At 48.7% G+C, this 19,400-nt stretch carries 20 protein-coding genes; 13 read left to right on the plus strand and 7 right to left on the minus strand.

From position 1 onward, the window contains the following. A partial coding sequence (gene aceF / locus BN1044_RS19505) for a pyruvate dehydrogenase complex dihydrolipoyllysine-residue acetyltransferase (protein WP_072310070.1) occupies nucleotides 1–1,319 on the plus strand: 1,319 nt, incomplete at its 5' end. Nucleotides 1,320–1,610: 291 nt separating this feature from the next. Beyond that, nucleotides 1,611–3,035: a dihydrolipoyl dehydrogenase gene (lpdA, locus tag BN1044_RS19510; protein WP_025800335.1), complete on the plus strand. Its 1,425-nt coding sequence runs from the start codon at nucleotides 1,611–1,613 to the stop codon at nucleotides 3,033–3,035. Nucleotides 3,036–3,118: 83 nt separating this feature from the next. Here the strand turns inward: lpdA and BN1044_RS19515 are convergent, their stop codons facing one another. Next, nucleotides 3,119–3,376 (minus strand): hypothetical protein, encoded by a 258-nt coding sequence (locus BN1044_RS19515; RefSeq protein WP_072310071.1) that lies wholly within the window; start codon nucleotides 3,374–3,376, stop codon nucleotides 3,119–3,121. A gap of 532 nt (nucleotides 3,377–3,908) precedes the next feature. Here BN1044_RS19515 and acnB point away from each other — a divergent pair. The 3 genes from acnB (at nucleotide 3,909) to yacL (ending at nucleotide 7,884) form a co-directional block, all read left to right on the plus strand. Continuing rightward, nucleotides 3,909–6,506 carry a bifunctional aconitate hydratase 2/2-methylisocitrate dehydratase gene (acnB, locus tag BN1044_RS19520; protein WP_072310072.1) on the plus strand — a complete coding sequence of 866 codons (2,598 nt, stop codon included), beginning with the start codon at nucleotides 3,909–3,911 and terminating at the stop codon, nucleotides 6,504–6,506. A 164-nt stretch (nucleotides 6,507–6,670) separates the two neighbouring features. Next, nucleotides 6,671–7,324 (plus strand): tellurite resistance TerB family protein, encoded by a 654-nt coding sequence (locus BN1044_RS19525; RefSeq protein ID WP_072310073.1) that lies wholly within the window; start codon nucleotides 6,671–6,673, stop codon nucleotides 7,322–7,324. Between the two features lie 194 nt (nucleotides 7,325–7,518). Then, nucleotides 7,519–7,884 carry a protein YacL gene (gene yacL / locus BN1044_RS19530; RefSeq protein ID WP_072310074.1) on the plus strand — a complete coding sequence of 122 codons (366 nt, stop codon included), beginning with the start codon at nucleotides 7,519–7,521 and terminating at the stop codon, nucleotides 7,882–7,884. A 90-nt stretch (nucleotides 7,885–7,974) separates the two neighbouring features. On the opposite strand, the gene BN1044_RS19535 is transcribed toward yacL, so the two are convergent. After that, on the minus strand, nucleotides 7,975–8,322 hold the full coding sequence (locus BN1044_RS19535) for a YacC family pilotin-like protein (RefSeq protein ID WP_025800331.1): 348 nt from the start codon (nucleotides 8,320–8,322) through the stop codon (nucleotides 7,975–7,977). 263 nt (nucleotides 8,323–8,585) lie between these two features. On the opposite strand from BN1044_RS19535, the gene cueO reads away from it, so the two are divergent. The 3 genes from cueO to hpt all read left to right on the plus strand — a co-directional run bounded on the left by cueO (nucleotide 8,586) and on the right by hpt (nucleotide 11,673). Further along, the gene (gene cueO / locus BN1044_RS19540; RefSeq protein ID WP_072310075.1) at nucleotides 8,586–10,208 is read left to right on the plus strand and encodes a multicopper oxidase CueO; all 1,623 of its coding nucleotides are present in this window, start codon (nucleotides 8,586–8,588) and stop codon (nucleotides 10,206–10,208) included. A gap of 102 nt (nucleotides 10,209–10,310) precedes the next feature. Further along, on the plus strand, nucleotides 10,311–10,916 hold the full coding sequence (locus BN1044_RS19545; protein ID WP_072310076.1) for a nitroreductase family protein: 606 nt from the start codon (nucleotides 10,311–10,313) through the stop codon (nucleotides 10,914–10,916). 220 nt (nucleotides 10,917–11,136) lie between these two features. Beyond that, on the plus strand, nucleotides 11,137–11,673 hold the full coding sequence (gene hpt / locus BN1044_RS19550; protein ID WP_072310077.1) for a hypoxanthine phosphoribosyltransferase: 537 nt from the start codon (nucleotides 11,137–11,139) through the stop codon (nucleotides 11,671–11,673). A gap of 59 nt (nucleotides 11,674–11,732) precedes the next feature. Here the strand turns inward: hpt and BN1044_RS19555 are convergent, their stop codons facing one another. Beyond that, nucleotides 11,733–12,038 (minus strand): hypothetical protein, encoded by a 306-nt coding sequence (locus BN1044_RS19555; RefSeq protein WP_072310078.1) that lies wholly within the window; start codon nucleotides 12,036–12,038, stop codon nucleotides 11,733–11,735. 417 nt (nucleotides 12,039–12,455) lie between these two features. Here BN1044_RS19555 and BN1044_RS19560 point away from each other — a divergent pair, with 417 nt between their 5' ends. After that, complete coding sequence (locus tag BN1044_RS19560; RefSeq protein WP_247650338.1) at nucleotides 12,456–12,827, plus strand: DNA-binding protein; 372 nt, start codon at nucleotides 12,456–12,458, stop codon at nucleotides 12,825–12,827. Between the two features lie 89 nt (nucleotides 12,828–12,916). On the opposite strand, the gene can is transcribed toward BN1044_RS19560, so the two are convergent. Further along, on the minus strand, nucleotides 12,917–13,567 hold the full coding sequence (can, locus tag BN1044_RS19565; RefSeq protein ID WP_072310080.1) for a carbonate dehydratase: 651 nt from the start codon (nucleotides 13,565–13,567) through the stop codon (nucleotides 12,917–12,919). 353 nt (nucleotides 13,568–13,920) lie between these two features. Here can and BN1044_RS19570 point away from each other — a divergent pair, with 353 nt between their 5' ends. The 4 genes from BN1044_RS19570 to BN1044_RS19585 all read left to right on the plus strand — a co-directional run bounded on the left by BN1044_RS19570 (nucleotide 13,921) and on the right by BN1044_RS19585 (nucleotide 17,054). Beyond that, nucleotides 13,921–14,868 (plus strand): ABC transporter ATP-binding protein, encoded by a 948-nt coding sequence (locus BN1044_RS19570; RefSeq protein WP_072310081.1) that lies wholly within the window; start codon nucleotides 13,921–13,923, stop codon nucleotides 14,866–14,868. Continuing rightward, nucleotides 14,865–15,635: an ABC transporter permease gene (locus BN1044_RS19575; RefSeq protein ID WP_072310082.1), complete on the plus strand. Its 771-nt coding sequence runs from the start codon at nucleotides 14,865–14,867 to the stop codon at nucleotides 15,633–15,635. Before BN1044_RS19570 ends, BN1044_RS19575 begins: the two co-directional genes overlap by 4 nt. Nucleotides 15,636–16,007: 372 nt before the next feature. Next, nucleotides 16,008–16,460 (plus strand): PTS sugar transporter subunit IIA, encoded by a 453-nt coding sequence (locus BN1044_RS19580; RefSeq protein ID WP_072310083.1) that lies wholly within the window; start codon nucleotides 16,008–16,010, stop codon nucleotides 16,458–16,460. A 129-nt stretch (nucleotides 16,461–16,589) separates the two neighbouring features. Then, complete coding sequence (locus tag BN1044_RS19585) at nucleotides 16,590–17,054, plus strand: YehS family protein (RefSeq protein WP_025800288.1); 465 nt, start codon at nucleotides 16,590–16,592, stop codon at nucleotides 17,052–17,054. A gap of 112 nt (nucleotides 17,055–17,166) precedes the next feature. On the opposite strand, the gene BN1044_RS19590 is transcribed toward BN1044_RS19585, so the two are convergent. From BN1044_RS19590 to BN1044_RS19600, 3 genes are all read right to left on the minus strand, one after another. After that, complete coding sequence (locus BN1044_RS19590; RefSeq protein WP_247650339.1) at nucleotides 17,167–17,346, minus strand: ChiQ/YbfN family lipoprotein; 180 nt, start codon at nucleotides 17,344–17,346, stop codon at nucleotides 17,167–17,169. Between the two features lie 111 nt (nucleotides 17,347–17,457). Beyond that, nucleotides 17,458–18,867, minus strand: coding sequence for an OprD family outer membrane porin (locus BN1044_RS19595; protein WP_072310085.1), 1,410 nt, complete (start codon nucleotides 18,865–18,867; stop codon nucleotides 17,458–17,460). 91 nt (nucleotides 18,868–18,958) lie between these two features. Further along, nucleotides 18,959–19,400 (minus strand): GH36 C-terminal domain-containing protein (locus BN1044_RS19600; protein WP_139130980.1); only part of this gene is annotated, 442 nt, incomplete at its 5' end.

A 19,400-nucleotide genomic window follows, 5' to 3' on the forward strand; every position in this document is an offset into this window, starting at 1 on the left:
CACCAGCACAGTCAGTGGCTCCAGCTGCTGCGGCAGCGGGCGCATCAGCGGTTAAAGATGTTGAAGTTCCAGACATCGGCGGTGACGAAGTTGAAGTGACTGAAGTGATGGTAAAAGTGGGCGATAAAGTTGCCGCTGAACAATCACTGATTACCGTAGAAGGCGATAAAGCCTCTATGGAAGTCCCAGCTCCGTTCGCGGGTGTGGTTAAAGAAATCAAGATCGCGACCGGCGACAAAGTAAAAACCGGTTCACTGATCATGACCTTTGAAGTAGAAGGCGCGGCTCCTGCAGCTGCACCAGCTGCTAAACAGGACGCTGCTCCGGCTAAACAGGAACAGAAAGCTGCCCCTGCGCCAGCGGCTAAAGCTGAATCGAAAGGCGAGTTTGCTGAAAACGACGCTTATGTTCACGCAACGCCGGTTATCCGTCGCTTAGCGCGTGAATTCGGTGTGAACCTGGCGAAAGTCAAAGGTTCTGGCCGTAAAGGTCGTATCCTGCGCGAAGACGTTCAGGCTTACGTGAAAGATGCGGTTAAACGCGCTGAATCTGCTCCGGCAGCGGGTGGCGGTATTCCGGGCATGTTGCCTTGGCCGAAAGTTGACTTCAGCAAGTTCGGCGAAATCGAAGAAGTTGAACTGGGTCGCATCCAGAAAATTTCTGGTGCTAACCTGAGCCGTAACTGGGTGATGATCCCGCACGTTACGCACTTCGACAAAACCGATATCACCGATCTGGAAGCGTTCCGTAAACAGCAGAACGCCGAAGCTGAGAAACGTAAACTGGACGTGAAATTCACCCCAGTGGTCTTCATCATGAAAGCCGTTGCGGCAGCGCTTGAGCAGATGCCACGTTTCAACAGCTCTCTGTCTGAAGATGCGCAGCGCCTGACGCTGAAGAAATACATCAACATCGGTGTTGCGGTTGATACGCCAAATGGTCTGGTTGTTCCTGTCTTCAAAGACGTTAACAAGAAGAGCATTACTGAGCTGTCTCGTGAACTGACGGTGATCTCTAAGAAAGCGCGTGATGGTAAGCTGACGGCTGGCGAAATGCAGGGCGGTTGCTTCACCATCTCCAGCATCGGTGGCCTGGGTACAACCCACTTCGCGCCGATTGTTAACGCGCCTGAAGTCGCTATCTTGGGTGTTTCTAAATCAGCGATTGAGCCGGTATGGAATGGTAAAGAGTTTACGCCGCGTCTGATGATGCCGATTTCTCTTTCCTTCGACCACCGCGTGATTGACGGTGCTGATGGTGCTCGCTTTATCACCATCATCAACAATATGCTGTCAGACATTCGTCGCCTAGTGATGTAACCCTAAAAGCCGGCCAAACGGCCGGCTTTTTTCTTCAAGTGCGTCAGTGCTGGAGCTAATACGGTTCAGCATTGGATAGTGAGACTTTCGTCACCCGATCAAAGCTTTACAGAATTGTTAACATTTTTGTAAACTATGGGCAGTACGAGCGTCCCGGTGGTAGATGGGCGTTATGAATGACTCTCCTCTTTCCTTTGGAAATAAAGGTTGTGAGCCAAACAATGACGTTGGCAGTGATGTTATCAATGTGGATGATGTCGCACCCGCCGGACAAACAATAAAGAGGTCATGATGAGTACTGAAATTAAAACTCAGGTCGTGGTACTTGGGGCGGGCCCTGCAGGTTACTCTGCGGCTTTCCGTTGCGCGGATTTAGGTTTAGAAACCATCATCGTTGAGCGTTACTCCACCTTGGGTGGCGTATGTTTAAACGTCGGTTGTATCCCTTCTAAGGCTTTGCTGCACGTCGCTAAAGTGATTGAAGAAGCCAAAGCCTTAGCAGAGCACGGCATCGTTTTCGGTGAGCCGAAAACTGACATCGATAAAGTTCGTGTCTGGAAAGAGAAAGTTATCACTCAGCTGACCGGTGGTCTGGCTGGGATGGCAAAAGGCCGTAAAGTGAAAGTGGTTAACGGTCTGGGCAAATTCACCGGTGCTAACACACTGGAAGTTGAAGGCGAAAACGGCACGACCGTGATTAACTTCGACAACGCGATTATCGCTGCGGGCTCTCGTCCAATTCAGCTGCCGTTCATTCCACATGAAGATCCACGCGTTTGGGATTCAACCGATGCGCTGGCGCTGAAATCAGTCCCAGAACGTCTGCTGGTCATGGGCGGCGGTATTATCGGTCTGGAGATGGGTACCGTTTACCACGCGCTGGGTTCTCAGATTGACGTGGTTGAAATGTTTGATCAGGTTATCCCTGCCGCTGACAAAGACGTGGTGAAAGTCTTCACCAAGCGTATCAGCAAGCAATTTAACCTGATGCTGGAAACTAAAGTGACCGCGGTAGAAGCCAAAGAAGATGGTATCTACGTCACGATGGAAGGCAAGAAAGCGCCAGCAGAACCACAGCGTTATGACGCGGTGCTGGTTGCTATCGGCCGTGTACCAAACGGTAAACTGCTGGAAGCGGGCAAAGCGGGCGTTGAAGTTGACGAGCGCGGCTTTATCCACGTCGACAAACAGCTGCGTACCAACGTACCGCACATTTTTGCTATCGGCGATATCGTTGGTCAGCCAATGCTGGCACACAAAGGTGTTCACGAAGGTCACGTTGCCGCTGAAGTTATCGCGGGCATGAAGCACTACTTCGATCCTAAGGTTATTCCTTCTATTGCTTATACTGAGCCAGAAGTTGCCTGGGTCGGTCTGACCGAGAAAGAAGCGAAAGAAAAAGGCATCAGCTATGAAACTTCCACCTTCCCGTGGGCAGCTTCAGGCCGTGCTATCGCTTCTGATTGCGCAGACGGTATGACCAAACTGATCTTCGACAAAGAAACTCACCGTATCATCGGTGGTGCGATTGTCGGCACTAACGGCGGCGAGCTGTTAGGTGAAATCGGTCTGGCAATCGAGATGGGTTGTGACGCTGAAGATATCGCGTTGACTATTCATGCGCACCCAACGCTGCATGAGTCAGTTGGTTTAGCCGCAGAGATCTACGAAGGTAGCATCACTGACCTGCCGAACCCGAAAGCGAAGAAGAAATAATTTTTTTGCGGACTACGCTGAAATGCAAAACGGCTCCTTCGGGAGCCGTTTTTTTATGTCATTCACAACCGCTACTCAAGCTGCTAATCGTCTTTAAAACCGATAAAAAAGGCGATAGTGAACAGCAGTACTCCAACCAAAAGCGCAAACAAGAAGAAATTCATTCCCCAAATTATAGGGCCATTGTCGAGGTCTGTCCGAGCTAGGTGGTTTCCGTTGAGTACCAGATACTGTGATTGAGTATTGTCGATCAGGAAAAACAGCGCAGCGACGGCCAATAAAACCGAGGCAATCTGAAGCACTGTAAGATAAAAACTTTTCGACTTCCTTTTAAGTATCATTCCGCATCCTGCATCTACTCGTGGTGATAGTGGATCATAGCGAAAAAAACCGCGCTTAGATTCTAGAACAGATCAAGATTTATCAGTTTTCAACATTTAATACTGTTACAGAACGATACCAATTTGCATTATGCGCTATTTATGTTGCTTTTATGTGAACGGTTTAACAACCGAGTTAAATCCTGATATGCTGGACGGGCATAACCGGGTACTCTACTTATGAAGACCTTGTAACTTGAAAGGTTTTATCCCCGTCATACTTCAAGCTGCTTATGCGTTGGCTGCACCCGCTCACCCTAGTCACTTACTTGAGTAAGTTCCTAGGGACTCACAGGTTTGCCGCCTTCAATCAGCTTGAATTATTTTGGGGGTACTTTCAGAGCGTGGAACAACGTTCTAAAGGCATCTTACTTACCCGTAACCCGGTGGTGGGTGTGTTCCGTAGTAGGCTTTTATACCGTATCGAGAACGTACTACGAAACACACCCTCTGCACACATAATGACTCCAACAATGAGAGCGAGGATAAAGTCGTGCTAAAAGAATATCGCGAGCACGTCGCTGAACGTGCGGCAGAAGGCGTGGTTCCTAAACCACTGGATGCGACGCAAATGGCTGGGTTGGTTGAGTTACTGAAATCGCCGCCCGCTGGTGAAGAAGAATTTCTGTTAGATTTGCTGATCAACCGTGTGCCACCGGGTGTTGATGAAGCGGCTTACGTCAAAGCGGGTTTTTTAGCCGCTGTTGCGAAAGGCGAAACGACCTCTCCTCTGGTTTCTCAAGAAAAAGCCGTTGAACTGCTCGGTACCATGCAGGGCGGTTACAATATCCATCCCCTGATTGATGCCCTCGATGATGCCAAACTGGCACCTATCGCCGCAAAAGCGCTGTCTCATACGCTGCTCATGTTTGATAACTTCTACGATGTGGAAGAGAAAGCCAAAGCAGGCAACGTGCATGCCCAGCAGGTTTTAAAATCGTGGGCTGATGCCGATTGGTATTTATCTCGCCCAGAACTAGCCGAGAAAATCACGGTCACCGTGTTTAAAGTGACCGGTGAAACCAACACCGACGATCTGTCTCCTGCGCCTGATGCTTGGTCTCGTCCCGATATTCCTTTGCACGCATTAGCGATGCTGAAAAACGAACGCGACGGTATTGTTCCCGATCAGCCGGGTAGCGTGGGTCCGATCAAGCAAATTGAATTACTCAACAAAAAAGGTTTCCCACTGGCCTATGTTGGCGACGTGGTCGGAACCGGTTCTTCGCGTAAGTCAGCGACTAACTCCGTGCTGTGGTTTATGGGCGACGATATTCCTCATGTGCCAAACAAGCGCGGCGGCGGTGTGGTTCTCGGCGGTAAAATTGCACCGATCTTCTTCAATACGATGGAAGATGCGGGGGCGTTGCCGATCGAAGTTGATGTTTCTAAGCTGAATATGGGCGATGTGATTGATATCTACCCGTACAAAGGCGAAGTGCGCAATCACGAAACGAATGAACTGCTGGAAACATTCGAGCTGAAAACCGAAGTGCTGCTGGATGAAGTTCGCGCCGGTGGCCGTATTCCACTGATTATCGGCCGTGGTTTAACCACCAAAGCACGTGAAGCATTGAATCTGCCACACAGCGAAGTTTTCCGTATCGCTAAACCCGTTGCTGCGAGTAACAAAGGTTTCTCTCTGGCGCAGAAAATGGTGGGGCGTGCTTGTGGTACCAAAGGGATTCGTCCGGGGCAATACTGTGAGCCTAAGATGACGTCTGTGGGCTCACAGGATACCACGGGGCCAATGACGCGCGATGAGCTGAAGGATTTGGCATGCTTGGGCTTCTCTGCTGATTTAGTGATGCAGTCGTTCTGCCATACTGCGGCTTATCCTAAGCCGGTAGATGTGACCACGCACCATACGCTGCCTGATTTCATTATGAACCGTGGCGGTGTTTCCTTGCGTCCGGGCGATGGCATTATTCACTCATGGCTGAACCGTATGCTGCTGCCTGATACCGTTGGTACCGGCGGTGACTCCCATACGCGTTTCCCTATCGGGATCTCTTTCCCTGCGGGTTCCGGCTTGGTGGCGTTTGCCGCAGCAACCGGCGTGATGCCGTTGGATATGCCTGAATCTGTGCTGGTGCGCTTCAAAGGTAAAATGCAGCCGGGTATCACCCTGCGCGACTTGGTTCACGCCATTCCTTACTACGCGATTCAGCAGGGTTTACTGACGGTTGAGAAGAAAGGTAAGAAAAATATCTTCTCTGGCCGCATTCTGGAAATTGAAGGTTTGCCAGAGCTGAAAGTTGAGCAGGCGTTTGAGCTGGCGGATGCTTCTGCAGAACGTTCTGCTGCGGGTTGTACGATCAAACTCGATAAGGCGCCAATCAAAGAGTACCTGAGCTCCAATATTGTTCTGCTTAAGTGGATGATCGCAGAAGGTTACGGCGATCGTCGTACCATCGAGCGTCGTATTCAGGGTATGGAAAAATGGCTGGCCGATCCGCAACTGCTGGAAGGCGATGCGGATGCAGAATACGCGGCGGTGATCGACATCGATCTGGCTGATATCAAACAGCCAATTCTGTGCGCGCCAAACGATCCCGATGATGCGCGTCTACTGTCTGACGTAGCCGGTGAGAAAATCGACGAGGTCTTCATCGGTTCGTGTATGACTAACATTGGTCATTTCCGTGCTGCAGGTAAGCTGTTGGATGGTCACAAAGGCCAGCTACCAACTCGCCTGTGGGTTGCTCCGCCGACGAAGATGGATGCCGCCCAGCTGACCGAAGAAGGCTACTACAGCATCTTTGGTAAGAGTGGCGCACGCGTTGAGATCCCTGGTTGTTCACTGTGCATGGGTAACCAAGCACGCGTGGCCGATGGGGCAACGGTGGTATCGACTTCAACGCGTAACTTCCCGAACCGCTTGGGGACGGGGGCAAATGTGTATCTGGCCTCGGCCGAGCTGGCCGCGGTGGCTTCGCTGTTAGGTCGTTTGCCAAATCCAGAAGAGTACCAGCAGTACATGGAACAGGTTGATAAAACGGCGGTAGACACCTACCGTTATCTGAACTTTGATAAGCTGGAGCAATACACTGAGAAGGCTGACGGTGTGATTTTCCAGACAGCGGTTTAATTTTCAGCTGTGACTGAATATCGAGGAGGCTTCGGCCTCCTTTTTTTATCGACTATCCCCCAACTCACGCCATAAGCAAGTTTTCACTTCCCATACGTAAACTGACAGATAAATCCGTAATCTGCATGCAATAACATCAATAAATTGCGCCTATGGGGTGTGTTATGAAAAACAGTTGGATGCAACAGATTCAATCTATGCTCGGTGATAAAACTAAGTCGATCGGCGGGTCTGAAGGGTTTGGCAAACTATTGGCTCCGGCGGCATTGGGCGGCTTAGTTGGTGTGCTGTTAGGTAATAAATCCACACGTAAAATAGCGGGCAAGTTCGGTAAAAACGCGCTGATAATTGGCGGCTCGGCTGCGGTAGGTGCGGTGCTGTGGAATAAGTACAAGCAACGGGTTAAAGAGACGCATCAAGATGAACCTCAGTTTGGTATGCGCGCATCGCCCATTGATGCGCGAACCAAGCGCCTAATTCAGGCTGTCGTGTTTGCGGCGAAAAGCGATGGGCATGTAGATGATGCGGAGCGTCAGGCCATCGATAATAGCTTGCATGAGCTTGGTCTCGGCGCTGAAGCAGAGCATTGGGTGCAAGAGGCCTTGGCACAACCGTTAAATCCAGCGCTGTTAGCGCAAGATATTAAGAACGAAGACGAGGCGCTTGAGCTCTATTATCTGAGCTGTGTAGTGATCGATATCGATCACTTTATGGAGCGTAGCTATTTGGATGCTTTGGCGCAGTCTCTAAAAATCCCTGCTGATGTGAAGCAAGGGATTGAGCATGATATCAGCGAGAAGAAACGCGAGCTGGCTTGACCCTAGACGCTATTTTTGCTGATATATCGCGCCGGTTTTCCAGTGAAAATCGTGCAGGTAACACAACGGAGGCCATGGCCTCCGTTTTATTTTTCCAGTTTGCGAGCCTCGACAGTGCAGCTACGCGATGGATGTTTACACTATAAGTAAGTCATCCCCAGAAAAAATAGGGGAAAGTCGCGGAGGGCTGAACGATGGATTATGAATTTCGCCATGATGTAACGGGGCAGGTTGTCGCCGTATTTTCGATGGGGCACGAGGTCGTTGGGCACTGGCTAAACGAGGAAGTTAAAGGCGATTTGGCTTTGCTGACTCAGGTTGAACAGGCCGCGGCTGAGGTGAAAGGCAGCGAACGCCAGTGGCAGTTAACCGGGCACGAATACACGCTGTGGTTAGACGGTGAAGAAGTGATGGTTCGTGCTAATCAACTGGCAGTGGAAGGCGATGAAATAGAAGAGGGGATGAGTTATTACGATGAGGAAAGCCTCTCATTCTGTGGTTTAGAAGATTTTTTACTGGTGCTAGAGAAATATCGCGCTTTCATCGCTTCGACGCGCTAGCTTGGTTGGGAGCCTGAATTTATCTCTCGTTGAGATATCAAACGGCAGATTAGGTCTGCCGTTTGAGTTGCCACTATCGACGATAGTAGCTTAGTTTGCGTATGCGAGCAGGCTTAGAGAGTCTCGGGCCAGATATTTGCATTTCGTCGCGGTTGGCATCGAAATTCGGCTGAGATCGTGGTAGCTGTCTTCACCCAACGCCTTCATTTTCTTAGTGTTATAGTTGGATAAATCCCATCCGTTACGGTTGGCAAAAAAGACGATCGCTTTTTTGATTTGCGCATTAGGTAAGTCGTTATAACCACAATCATTTTTTAGAAATACGAAGATAGCGGTGAGATCGGCTAAATCTTCGGATTGCATATCATCAAGAGCCTGGCTGGCGGAGGTAAAACTCAGCAAACCTAAAAGCAAAAGCACCAGCGAGGTTTTTTTCATAAACAGATGCACATTATGTAGTTGTAGTTTGACGGTATCATATTTCAGCCCTGTTTCTACAGTGTTTCTTGCTCATTTCATCAATCAATTTATGGAACCTACTTTCCATTAAATCAAGTGCTAGCTTGACTTTCCCCTTACTGGAAGGTCTACCCTAAAATGGCAATAGTTAACTGCAGCTAAACATTTCGTAGCTTCACGTATGAAGCTAAACACGTCTAAGTTTAACCGAGTCTACTCACTGACGCACAAGGGAATCTGACATGCTTCGCCGCGACTTTATCAAACTGACTGCCATGCTGGGTGCATCCAGCGCCTTACCTTTCTGGAGCCGTGCCGCTTTTGCGGCCGATCATCCAGCATTACCGATCCCTGCATTACTCACGCCAGATGCCGCAGGGAAAATAGCGCTCAATGTACAAACCGGTAGCATGAAATGGAAAGCGGGGATGCAAACGCCGACCTGGGGTATTAATGGTCCGCTATTAGGGCCCGCCATGCGTTTGCAGCGAGGTAAGGACGTAGCGATTAATGTGACCAACGCGCTGCCAGAGGCGACCACCATGCATTGGCACGGTATGGAGATTCCGGGCACGTCTGACGGTGGGCCGCAGGCGGTGATTGAGCCGGGCAAAGTATGGACCGCGGCGTTTAAAGTGGACCAACCCGCAACAACGGCATGGTTCCACCCGCATACGCATGGTTTAACCGGGCGTCAGGTGGCGATGGGCTTAGGCGGCCTGATTATTATTGATGATGAAGAAAGCGCGAAGCTCCCATTGCCAAAAGAGTGGGGCGTTGATGATGTGCCGGTGATCCTGCAAGACAAGCGTCTCGATGCCAAAGGCAATATTGATTACCAGCTCGATATCATGACGGCGGCGGTAGGATGGTTTGGCGATATGATGCTGACCAACGGTGCGGTATACCCTCAGCATCTTGCTCCGCGCGGATGGCTGCGACTGCGGTTCCTGAACGGGTGTAATGCGCGTTCATTGAATCTGGCTACCAGCGATGGTCGTCCGTTGTATGTGGTCGGCAGCGATGGCGGGCTGCTGGGTGAGCCGGTTAAATTAACAGAGCTACCGATCCTGATGGGCGAGCGTTTTGAGGTTTTAGTCGATACTCGCGATGGTAAGGCGTTCGACATTATCACTTTGCCGGTCAAACAAATGGGGATGACGCTGCCGCCGTTCGATCGCGCTCTGCCCGTTTTGCATATTCAGCCTACGCTGAAGAGTAATGAAGCAAAACTACCTGATGCTTTAGTGAATATGCCCGCTGTTCCCGCTGCAGATAATGTGAAAACGCGCTGGTTGCAGCTGATGATGGATCCTCAGCTCGACATGATGGGCATGCAAATGATGATGCAGCGCTATGGCATGGCATCCATGGCCGGCATGGACATGAAAGGTCACGGCAATATGGCGGGTATGGATCACGGTCAGATGCAAGGACATATGGATCATGGGCAGATGGGGAATGGGAAGATGAATCATGGCGCAATGGGGCAGGGTAACCCAACGGCTCCGGGTTATGACTTCATGCACGGCAACAAAATCAACGGTATTGCGTTTGATATGGCCAAACCGATGTTTGATGTGCCACGTGGCACCTACGAGAAATGGACCATTTCTGGTGAAGGCGACATGATGCTGCATCCATTCCATATCCATGGCACGCAGTTCCGCATTCTTTCTGAAAACGGTAAACCGCCTGCGGCTCATCGTAGTGGCTGGAAAGATACGGTGCGTGTTGAAGGGTGGCGAAGCGAAGTCTTGGTGAAATTCGATCACGAAGCGCCGAAAGAACGCGCTTACATGGCGCATTGTCATCTGCTCGAACATGAAGACACTGGCATGATGATGTCGTTTACGGTGAGTTGAGTTTTTTCGTAAAAAACTAACAGCCTCAAAGCATCACTAGACAACTGGTCTAATTTAATGACAATGGTTTGGTGAGAATAATAATGAGGACGGAATTGAAAAATGAATGCTATCGAAGTGATCCAACAACGCCGTGCGACCAAGCAGTTTGATGCTGGTTATGTCATGACCTTAGAAGAAAAAAAAGAGCTGCTGAATATTGCACTGCAAAATGCGCCAAGCGCCTTTAACTTGCAACATTGGCGCCCATTGCTGATTGAAGACCGCGCCCAGCGTGAGAAAATTCGTGAAGCTGCATGGGGCCAAGCTCAGGTTACCGATGCTTCTATGCTGGTAGTGCTGTGCGGCGATGTCTCTAGCTGGGAGTCTCAGGTAAAAAACATTTGGGCAGAAGCCGCAGAGCCAGTGCAGCAATATATGGTGCCTGCAGTGGATAGCTACTATCGTGGAAAAGCGCAGACCCAGCGCGACGAAATTATGCGCAGCGCGGGTATCTTTGCCCAAACGCTGATGCTAGCCGCTAAGGCGCATGGATATGACTCCTGCCCAATGGATGGTTTTGATTTCGACGCCGTTGGTAAAATTATTAATAAGCCAGAACACTATGAAATTTGCCTGATGATCGCGATCGGCAAAGGTGTGAGCCAGCCGTATCCTCGTATCGGCAAGTTGCCGTTTGAGCAAATTGTTAAAACCGACCGTTTTTAATTTCTCAGTAAAATTATCTATGTAGGTGATGAGTAGAGCGCTGCCCATGACGGCGCTCTATTACCTTGCTATACTCTGCGCCCTTAAACGCTCCACTCCTCCTCTCATCATTAAATAGTGTCTGCATGTATGCGGCAACTCGGTGCGTTTTGGCGTTATGATGAAGGGTTGGTAGGGGTGAAAGAACGATTTACAGGACTCGGTCTAAAGGTATATAGCGATGAAACATACAGTTGAAGTAATGATCTCTGAACAGGAAGTGCGTCAGCGTATTGCTGAACTAGGCCGTCAGATTTCAGCAGATTACCGTGATAGCGGCAGCGAGATGGTTCTGGTTGGTTTGCTACGTGGTTCCTTTATGTTTATGGCTGATCTTTGCCGCCAGATTGATGTTCCGCATGAAGTCGATTTCATGACTGCGTCTAGCTATGGCAACGGTATGAATAGCACCCGTGACGTTAAAATCCTGAAAGATTTGGATGAAGATATTCGCGGAAAAGACGTATTGATCGTTGAGGATATTATTGACTCCGGTAATACCCTGAGCAAAGTACGTGAATTATTTGCTCTGCGTGGCCCTAAATCTTTGGCTATTTGCACCTTATTAGATAAACCAAGCCGCCGCGAAGTTGATGTTCCGGTTGAATATGTTGGTTTTGCTATTCCTGACGAATTCGTGGTTGGCTTTGGCATTGACTACGCTCAGCGTTATCGTCACCTGCCTTATATCGGCAAGGTTATTATGTTAGACGAATAAATCAGTTTATTGATACTTAAAAACGCCGTCATTTTTGACGGCGTTTTTGTTGTGGGTATTTAGTAATAGTTAATGGTTAGAAGTTTTAAATTTTTCTCTTTACCCACAGGCACAATTTGAGTCCAACCAAGATCCTTAGGTAAAAGCACCTTTCCATTGGATTCATTGATTGGTCTAGTCTGGCTAATGACTCTACCATCTCGGTAACAGCTTGCCTGAACAGACGACTGTATTTGGCTGATATTACAATCACTTTCAACAACGCTGCCAGTAAAGTGAATAACCCCATCAACGGCATAAGTATAGGCAGAGAACATTAATGTTACAGCGGTCGTTAAAAAAAGAAATAAACGATATAGGCTCATGATTACCTCAAAAAGTCGTTATTGAGTTTTTAGCCTTCCATTGCGGGATGCGTTAATTTATTCATTAACTAAATAGTGCAATTAAAAATATAAACGGTCTTTTGCTTTTTATCCTCCCTAGAATGTTGTTTTTTTGTTGCGTGGCAGCGGCGTAATTTAGCAACATTAAATGCAACTTAAAAGAGAATTAAGATTAAATTACAATATAAAAGAAAAGTTGAAACTTGCCTTTATTAATTGATCTGCACTATGAATGTTTTATTAATTACCAATTCTTTATTTCTATTATTTAATTTAATAGTTAATTTTCTATAAAACATTCTTAAATTCTTCTTTTTAAGAAAAGGTGTTATTACTAATTTCTGTTACAGAAATTTCTATTAATGTGGATACCGAATATCTTTTAGAGAGGAAGCAATGATGGAATCAGAATGGTTTACGGCGAAACAACTCACCGAGATAGCACCTTTGCCCACAACACCGCAGGGGTTGCATTCGCATGCCCGAAAATCGGAATGGGTGAGGCGTAAACGTGATGGAAAAACTATTGAATACCATATTGATAGCCTACCAGAAGAGGTTAAGCAGCGGCTGCATTTGCATCAGGTAAACGAGACGAGAGCGTATTATCGACTCCAGCTGAATGATGAAAGCATCGGGGCAAAGCTATGGGACGAGATTTGCGAAAAAATACCGTTGCTGCAGCGTGAAAAACTCGTGGAGCTGGCGTTATTAGAAGGAGTTAATGCGTTGTTTTTTCGTTTGGCGTCGTCATTAACGTTCCGTTAGAGGTGTCGACGAGGTTTATTGGAAAGGAAACACAACCGCTGTTATCGCATTCAGGACATCAGCGGTTGTGCTATCACGCGAGTGTCTATTTAGCCTTGTTGCAGCAGGGTAGACATGGCGTTGCGATAACGCAGTTCGAGGGTTTCTCGGCTCGTGGTGGTGATATCCAGATCGCGCAGACGGCCATCTTTCAGACCATAAACCCATCCGTGGATCATCACTTTTTGTCCACGTTTCCATGCTGATTGCATGATGGTGGAATGGCCGAGGTTATATACCTGTTCAACTACGTTCAGTTCGCACAGGGTATCCAAACGTTTTTCTGGCGGAAGTTCACCCAGCAGGCAACTGTGTTTGTACCACAGGTCGCGAATGTGCAGCAGCCAGTTGTTGATAAGTCCTAGTTCAGGATTTTCGACCGCAGCCTCAATCCCGCCGCAGCCCAAGTGGCCACAGATAATAATATGCTCAACCTGTAATACGTCGACGGCATATTGAACAACCGACAGGCAATTCAAATCGGTATGGATAACGAGGTTGGCAACGTTACGGTGAACGAAGAGTTCGCCAGCTTCCAGTCCCGTTAACTGTTCAGCCGGTACACGGCTATCAGAACAACCAATCCATAGAAAGCGCGGACGCTGTGATTGAGCAAGACGACCAAAAAATTCTGGGTCTTCCTGGCTCACGGTATCCGACCATGCATGGTTATTCGCAATAAGTTTTTCGATTTCTTTCATTGAGGTTAATCGTCTGTAACATGCGGTTTGCGATGGTTAATATAGGCTAATCGTCACAGTTTTGAAATCGGAACAGTGCCTTCAGCAAAAAATGGCATAGAAAATAACGGCGTTATTCCTTGAAAAAATTACCATCCGTTAGCATTAAGTTATGCAAATGTTCCTCAAAAAGTATCTTAGCATCAGGTGCCTATAAGCCGTAAATACGGTAGCTAATGCTGTTATGGCTATGTAAAATAGGCACTCTTCGGTCAACGTTCACATCCCGATTATTGACGGTTTCTGCTTATTACTGTTTTGGAACCGTTCCAAAAAAAGCCTGATAGCTCAGGCGCAAAGGTACGCTAATCATAATGACAAACGCACTGGAACTTTCCCAGCTCACCAAAACGTATGCGGGTGGCGTGCAGGCGCTGCGCGGTATTGATTTACAGGTTGAGGCTGGCGATTTTTATGCCCTGCTTGGGCCAAATGGCGCAGGGAAATCGACCACCATCGGCATTATTAGCTCCTTGGTGAATAAATCCTCCGGTAAGGTCAACGTGTTCGGTTATGACATCGATCGTGACATCGTTAATGCTAAACGCCAGCTTGGTTTGGTGCCTCAGGAGTTCAACTTCAACCCGTTTGAAACGGTGATGCAGATAGTGGTGCATCAGGCGGGCTACTATGGTGTCGCTCATTCAGAAGCATTGGTACGTGCGGAGAAATACCTCAAGCAGTTGGATCTCTGGGGAAAACGTGACGAACGTGCTCGTATGCTTTCTGGCGGCATGAAACGCCGTTTGATGATTGCCCGCGCGCTGATGCATGAGCCAAAACTGCTGATTCTTGATGAACCGACCGCGGGCGTAGATATCGAACTGCGCCGCTCAATGTGGGGATTCTTGAAAGAGCTTAATGCTCAGGGAACCACCATTATTCTGACCACGCACTATCTGGAAGAAGCTGAGATGCTGTGTCGTAACATCGGCATTATTCAGAACGGTGAGCTGGTTGAAAACACGTCCATGAAAGAACTGCTTTCAAAGTTGAAATCTGAAACTTTCATTTTGGATTTGGCGGCGAAAAGCCCATTACCGAAGCTTGAGGGTTATAAGCACCATCTGCGTGATACCTCAACGCTGGAAGTTGAAGTGCTGCGTGAGCAGGGCTTGAATGGCGTATTCAGTCAGCTAAGTGCGCAGGGGATTCAGGTATTGAGCATGCGTAACAAAGCCAACCGTTTGGAAGAGTTGTTCGTGACCTTAGTGCACGATCATGATGAAAAACCGCGTGTGAATACGGAGAAAAAGGCATGAACGCACTCTATTGGGTCGCGCTGAAAAGTATCTGGACCAAAGAAGTTCATCGTTTTGCCCGAATTTGGATCCAAACGCTGGTGCCGCCGGTCATTACCATGACGCTGTACTTCATCATTTTTGGCAATCTGATTGGTTCTCGCATCGGCGAAATGCATGGTTTTGATTACATGCAGTTTATCGTGCCGGGTCTTATCATGATGTCGGTGATTACGAACTCCTATGCCAACGTGGCATCGTCGTTTTTCAGCGCTAAGTTTCAGCGCAACATTGAAGAACTTCTGGTTGCGCCAGTGCCAACGCACGTGATCATCGCCGGTTTTGTCGGCGGCGGTGTGGCGCGTGGCGTGTGCGTGGGTATTCTAGTGACGCTGGTGTCATTATTCTTCGTGCCATTCCATGTTCACAGTTGGGGTGTTGTCGCGGCGACGCTGCTGTGTACTGCTATCCTGTTCTCGCTGGGTGGGTTGCTGAACGCCGTATTTGCCAAAACCTTTGACGATATCAGTCTGGTGCCAACCTTTGTGCTGACGCCATTGACCTATTTGGGCGGCGTATTCTATTCGCTGACCCTGTTGCCTCCTTTCTGGCAGGCGGTATCAAAGCTGAATCCTATCGTCTATATGATCAGCGGCTTCCGTTTTGGGTTCTTAGGCATTAACGATGTACCGCTTATCTTCACCTTTGTGGTACTGCTGGCGTTTATTGTGGTGTTCTATCTGCTGGCGTGGTATCTCATTGAGCGCGGGCGCGGTCTGCGTTCCTAATCGCCTCAAGCCTATGTTAAAGAAGGTAATGCCGTTCGTTTAAGAGATCGAGATACACGGGCATAGTACACCGCGGGGCGATCCGGCGGCTGACGCCGCTACGACCCCATCGGTGTACTCTCCCTAAAATCGAGCCTAAGTAAACGTAGTTACTGTTAAACAGTTTTTTGTTTTAAATAGCATCATATCTGCCTTATCTCACACTCCTGCATCGCTATTGATTATGTTTGCTGCGGTGAACGCCATTTCCTGATAAACCCTAATACTTGTGAGATTAATCTGAATGCCTGCTCCTAAAAGCCCGCAGCAGATTTTACTATTTATGGCGACGAACGGCAGGATGCCGTACCAAGCAGCAAGGGGAGAACGCACATGTTAGGGATTGTCTTAGCAGGACATACTGGCTTTGCCAGCGGCACGCTAAAATCACTCAAGCATTTGCTGGGGGCGCTGCCAGAGCAATGTATCAGCGTTGAATATACCGATTGGCTGAGCACCAATATGCTTAGTCGGATGATGTGTGATGCGCTACATGCCGCAGACAGCGGTGATGGGGTGGTCTTTATAACCGACATTTTAGGCGCGGCCCCGTTTCGCAGCGCTGCGTTGATGAGCCATAAGCACTCTAAATGCGAAGTGGTGGTGGGCATTAGTTTAGGCTCCATGATTCAGCTGTTCCCTCAGCGTGGGGGGCTCACCGCTTCTGAGTTTCGCGACCAAGCGTTGGAGCTAACGCGTGGGCAAGCGACCAGTTTGTGGCACGAACAAAACCGTCATCCAACGGTGATGGTGCGTAGCCCGGAAGCCTGTAACATTGAAAATTAGAGGCCAAAAGCGTGGGCATAGAGGCATCAATGCAAACGGATGACGATTTCTTCAACGTGAAACGCAGAATATCTCTATAATGCGCCCTGATGCTTTTTGCGCACTAAAATCGAGAGGATGTACCCGGTAATGATGAATAATGATGTTTTACGCAGCGTTCGCTACATGCTGAATCTGAATAACGAGAAAATGATCAGCATTTTAGCTCTGGCCGACACCAAGGTGACGCTGGAAGAAATGGCGAGCTTCGTAACCAAAGAAGGTGAAGAAGGCTTTAAGGTTTGCCCTGATGTTGTGATGGGATATTTCCTGAATGGTCTGATTTTCTTCAAGCGTGGCAAAGATGAGAAGTATCCTGCGCCAAAAGTTGAACGCCGTATCACCAACAACATTATTCTAAAAAAGCTGCGCGTGGCATTTGAGCTTAAGTCCGTGGATATTATCGAGATCTTAAAATCTCAGGATTTCGCCATTACCGAATCCGAACTGAGCGCTATTTTCCGCGCTGACGGGCATAAACATTATCGTGAATGTGGCGACCAGCTGCTGCGTTATTTTCTGAAAGGATTAGCTGCGCGCGTGCGTAAAGGCTAATACTCACAGCGTTAAAAGCCGTTTACGGTTCTGCCGTGGTAGCGGTCAATCATTTAATGTGCGAGGACGTTAAGTTAACGTCCTCGCATTAAAAAATTGTCTATAACAGGTGCTACTCGCGAGCGTCCTGCATCACTTTATTGCATTTCTCCGTACTTGCCTGTCCGTTGCCATCCATGGCTGCTTGAATACACTCTTGATAATCTTTTGGTGAAATAGTTTCCTGAGCGCTTCTCGGTTGAGATGCCCCCTGACACCCTGCTAAAAGCAGGCCTAGTATTGTAATGCCCATTCTGCTCATTTCTCCTCCTTGAAGGCATCGTTGCAGTATCGCCGCAGGTTGCAGGCCATATGCTCTAACTGGTTCCCACATCTAACTCGAACCCTGTGGCGCTACGCTGGTTTAAAAGATAGTAAATGGCGCGATGACGTTGAATTTGATATCAATTTCATCCTGAAACATATTGTTGTAGCCACCGCTATAGTTTGGGTTACTGCCGTGATTGTCGTAGTTGATGTAATGGAGGTTAAACAGCGTTCCTTTAAGCCGCCCGGTCTGTACGATATGGGCGATATTGAATGTCCATGCTGATTCATCGATGCGCTGGTTTTGATCGGCAAGTTCGCCGTCGACGGTGCAGGTAGTGCAGGGTTTGGCGTTCCAGCCATAGACATAGCCTGCGCCAATAACCCAGCCGGGGAGATCATAATTCTTGAGATCGTAGGCAACTCCGGCAAACGCAGACGTTTCGCCGTTGGCATCAAAGTCCGACGCGGCATTCCACCAAATATCCAGTCGCCCGTTAGAGCTGGCATAGGCTGGCGTAATTCGTTGTAGAAAGAATCCCTGATTGCCTTCGGCTTTGACGGTTTGTGCTTCTAAGCGAAAATCCAGCGTATCGACGGTATAACCCAGCGTAATGCCCTGCAGCCAGGCGAGGCCGTCGTACTCATCGTTAATCGAACCGTAGGCCGCAACTGTTCCATTACCCACTTTGTCTTTTGCTCCATAAAACTGATAGCTAACACGCAGATTGTTGCCAGCCACTGGAAAACTGTAAGACAGCTTGGTCATGTACTGATCCATAAAATCAGCGGCTTGCGCCATTGAAGCTTCCAGTATCAGATTGTTTTTAAAGTCATACTTAATCCCTGCGGCCTGCACATAATCGATTTTCGTGCTGTTATCGGCAGCGCGAAACTCATACATTTCCGTATACCAAGGTGCCTTATATTGATCGGACCAGAAATAGGATGCCGAGAGCGTTCCGTTATCACCATAATCCCAGCTACCGCCCATCTCTACGCCCTGATAGGCTCCAGGTACAAAACCCCAATGCACAGCCAATAAGGTTTGTCCTGATGGCTGGATATAGCCCGCGCGCATCCAGTAGTCGTCATATTTCAGTTTTAGCGCGGCTTTATATAAATTGACCCCGCCCTTATCGCCGGACCAGTGCTCGCCCCAGCGTTGGTTGGCTGAGCTAAGACTGATTTCATTGGGGTGAGCCGCATTGCCGGTCGCCAGATTTTCCGCAGCAAAAGCGGCAAGATCGAGGCCGATGATGTCGTCGATGTATCCCGAGCTGAAATCCAGATTGGCGTTAAAGGTTGCATGATGCAGATCTTCAACATATTCGCCGTAGTTGGGGCTACCTATGGTCATATCGCGTTTATCACGATAGCGCTGTGAATAATAAACTCCGCCGGTTAAGTGGGCGTCATCCCAAAAACCTGCGGTTGGTACTGGAGCAGCAATGAGTAAGGTGGGCACTGCTATGAGTGTGGCGGCAAGCAGAGAACAGCGATTTATTTCGCGCCTAAAGAAATCCTTTTTCTACACGAAGAATGAAAAATAGTCGTGAGCGAACAGGGGGAAAGCTCCCCAAAATAAGAGTTAACGCCTATTGGCTACATCTCAGATGCCAGATACGGCTGGTGTAATCTCTGTTGAGGGGAGGATCGATGAATATCCCGCGATACATCAGCTCATCGCCGCCAATCTCGGTAGGGGAATCATCTATCTGATAACGTGCTTGGGCATCTAATCCAGCCAAGTGCAGCAACCGCAGCGGCGCAGAGGCTAAGCTCACCAAGGAAAAAGCCATGACCAGCGCTTCGTGCTTATCAGGCGAAACGAACATCCAAGCGGCAAAATCTGGGTGCTGCCATGGGCTAACCAAACGCCAGAACGTGCCAAATTGGATCAGTTGACGATGTTGCTGATAAAAAGCGATTTGCTCAGTGACGGCGCGATCGCGTTCAGCGTCTTGATGCATCAGATTAAGCATCAGACCATAGTTTCCACTCATCGCCACCGCACCACGCATGGCTATGCTGGTGGGG

The organism is Hafnia alvei, from assembly GCF_900095695.1.
GTDB classification, from domain to species: Bacteria; Pseudomonadota; Gammaproteobacteria; order Enterobacterales; family Enterobacteriaceae; genus Hafnia; species Hafnia alvei_B.

Excerpts from the sequence above, each read along its gene's own strand:
- BN1044_RS19590 (WP_247650339.1), bottom strand. The coding sequence starts at position 17,346 with ATGGGCATTACAATACTAGGCCTGCTTTTAGCAGGGTGTCAGGGGGCA.
- BN1044_RS19535 (WP_025800331.1), bottom strand. The coding sequence starts at position 8,322 with ATGAAAAAAACCTCGCTGGTGCTTTTGCTTTTAGGTTTGCTGAGTTTT.
- BN1044_RS19570 (WP_072310081.1), top strand. The coding sequence starts at position 13,921 with ATGACAAACGCACTGGAACTTTCCCAGCTCACCAAAACGTATGCGGGT.
- BN1044_RS19560 (WP_247650338.1), top strand. The coding sequence starts at position 12,456 with ATGATGGAATCAGAATGGTTTACGGCGAAACAACTCACCGAGATAGCA.
- BN1044_RS19515 (WP_072310071.1), bottom strand. The coding sequence starts at position 3,376 with ATGATACTTAAAAGGAAGTCGAAAAGTTTTTATCTTACAGTGCTTCAG.
- BN1044_RS19555 (WP_072310078.1), bottom strand. The coding sequence starts at position 12,038 with ATGAGCCTATATCGTTTATTTCTTTTTTTAACGACCGCTGTAACATTA.
- BN1044_RS19545 (WP_072310076.1), top strand. The coding sequence starts at position 10,311 with ATGAATGCTATCGAAGTGATCCAACAACGCCGTGCGACCAAGCAGTTT.
- cueO (WP_072310075.1), top strand. The coding sequence starts at position 8,586 with ATGCTTCGCCGCGACTTTATCAAACTGACTGCCATGCTGGGTGCATCC.
- BN1044_RS19580 (WP_072310083.1), top strand. The coding sequence starts at position 16,008 with ATGTTAGGGATTGTCTTAGCAGGACATACTGGCTTTGCCAGCGGCACG.
- lpdA (WP_025800335.1), top strand. The coding sequence starts at position 1,611 with ATGAGTACTGAAATTAAAACTCAGGTCGTGGTACTTGGGGCGGGCCCT.
- BN1044_RS19585 (WP_025800288.1), top strand. The coding sequence starts at position 16,590 with ATGATGAATAATGATGTTTTACGCAGCGTTCGCTACATGCTGAATCTG.
- hpt (WP_072310077.1), top strand. The coding sequence starts at position 11,137 with ATGAAACATACAGTTGAAGTAATGATCTCTGAACAGGAAGTGCGTCAG.
- BN1044_RS19525 (WP_072310073.1), top strand. The coding sequence starts at position 6,671 with ATGAAAAACAGTTGGATGCAACAGATTCAATCTATGCTCGGTGATAAA.
- can (WP_072310080.1), bottom strand. The coding sequence starts at position 13,567 with ATGAAAGAAATCGAAAAACTTATTGCGAATAACCATGCATGGTCGGAT.
- yacL (WP_072310074.1), top strand. The coding sequence starts at position 7,519 with ATGGATTATGAATTTCGCCATGATGTAACGGGGCAGGTTGTCGCCGTA.
- BN1044_RS19575 (WP_072310082.1), top strand. The coding sequence starts at position 14,865 with ATGAACGCACTCTATTGGGTCGCGCTGAAAAGTATCTGGACCAAAGAA.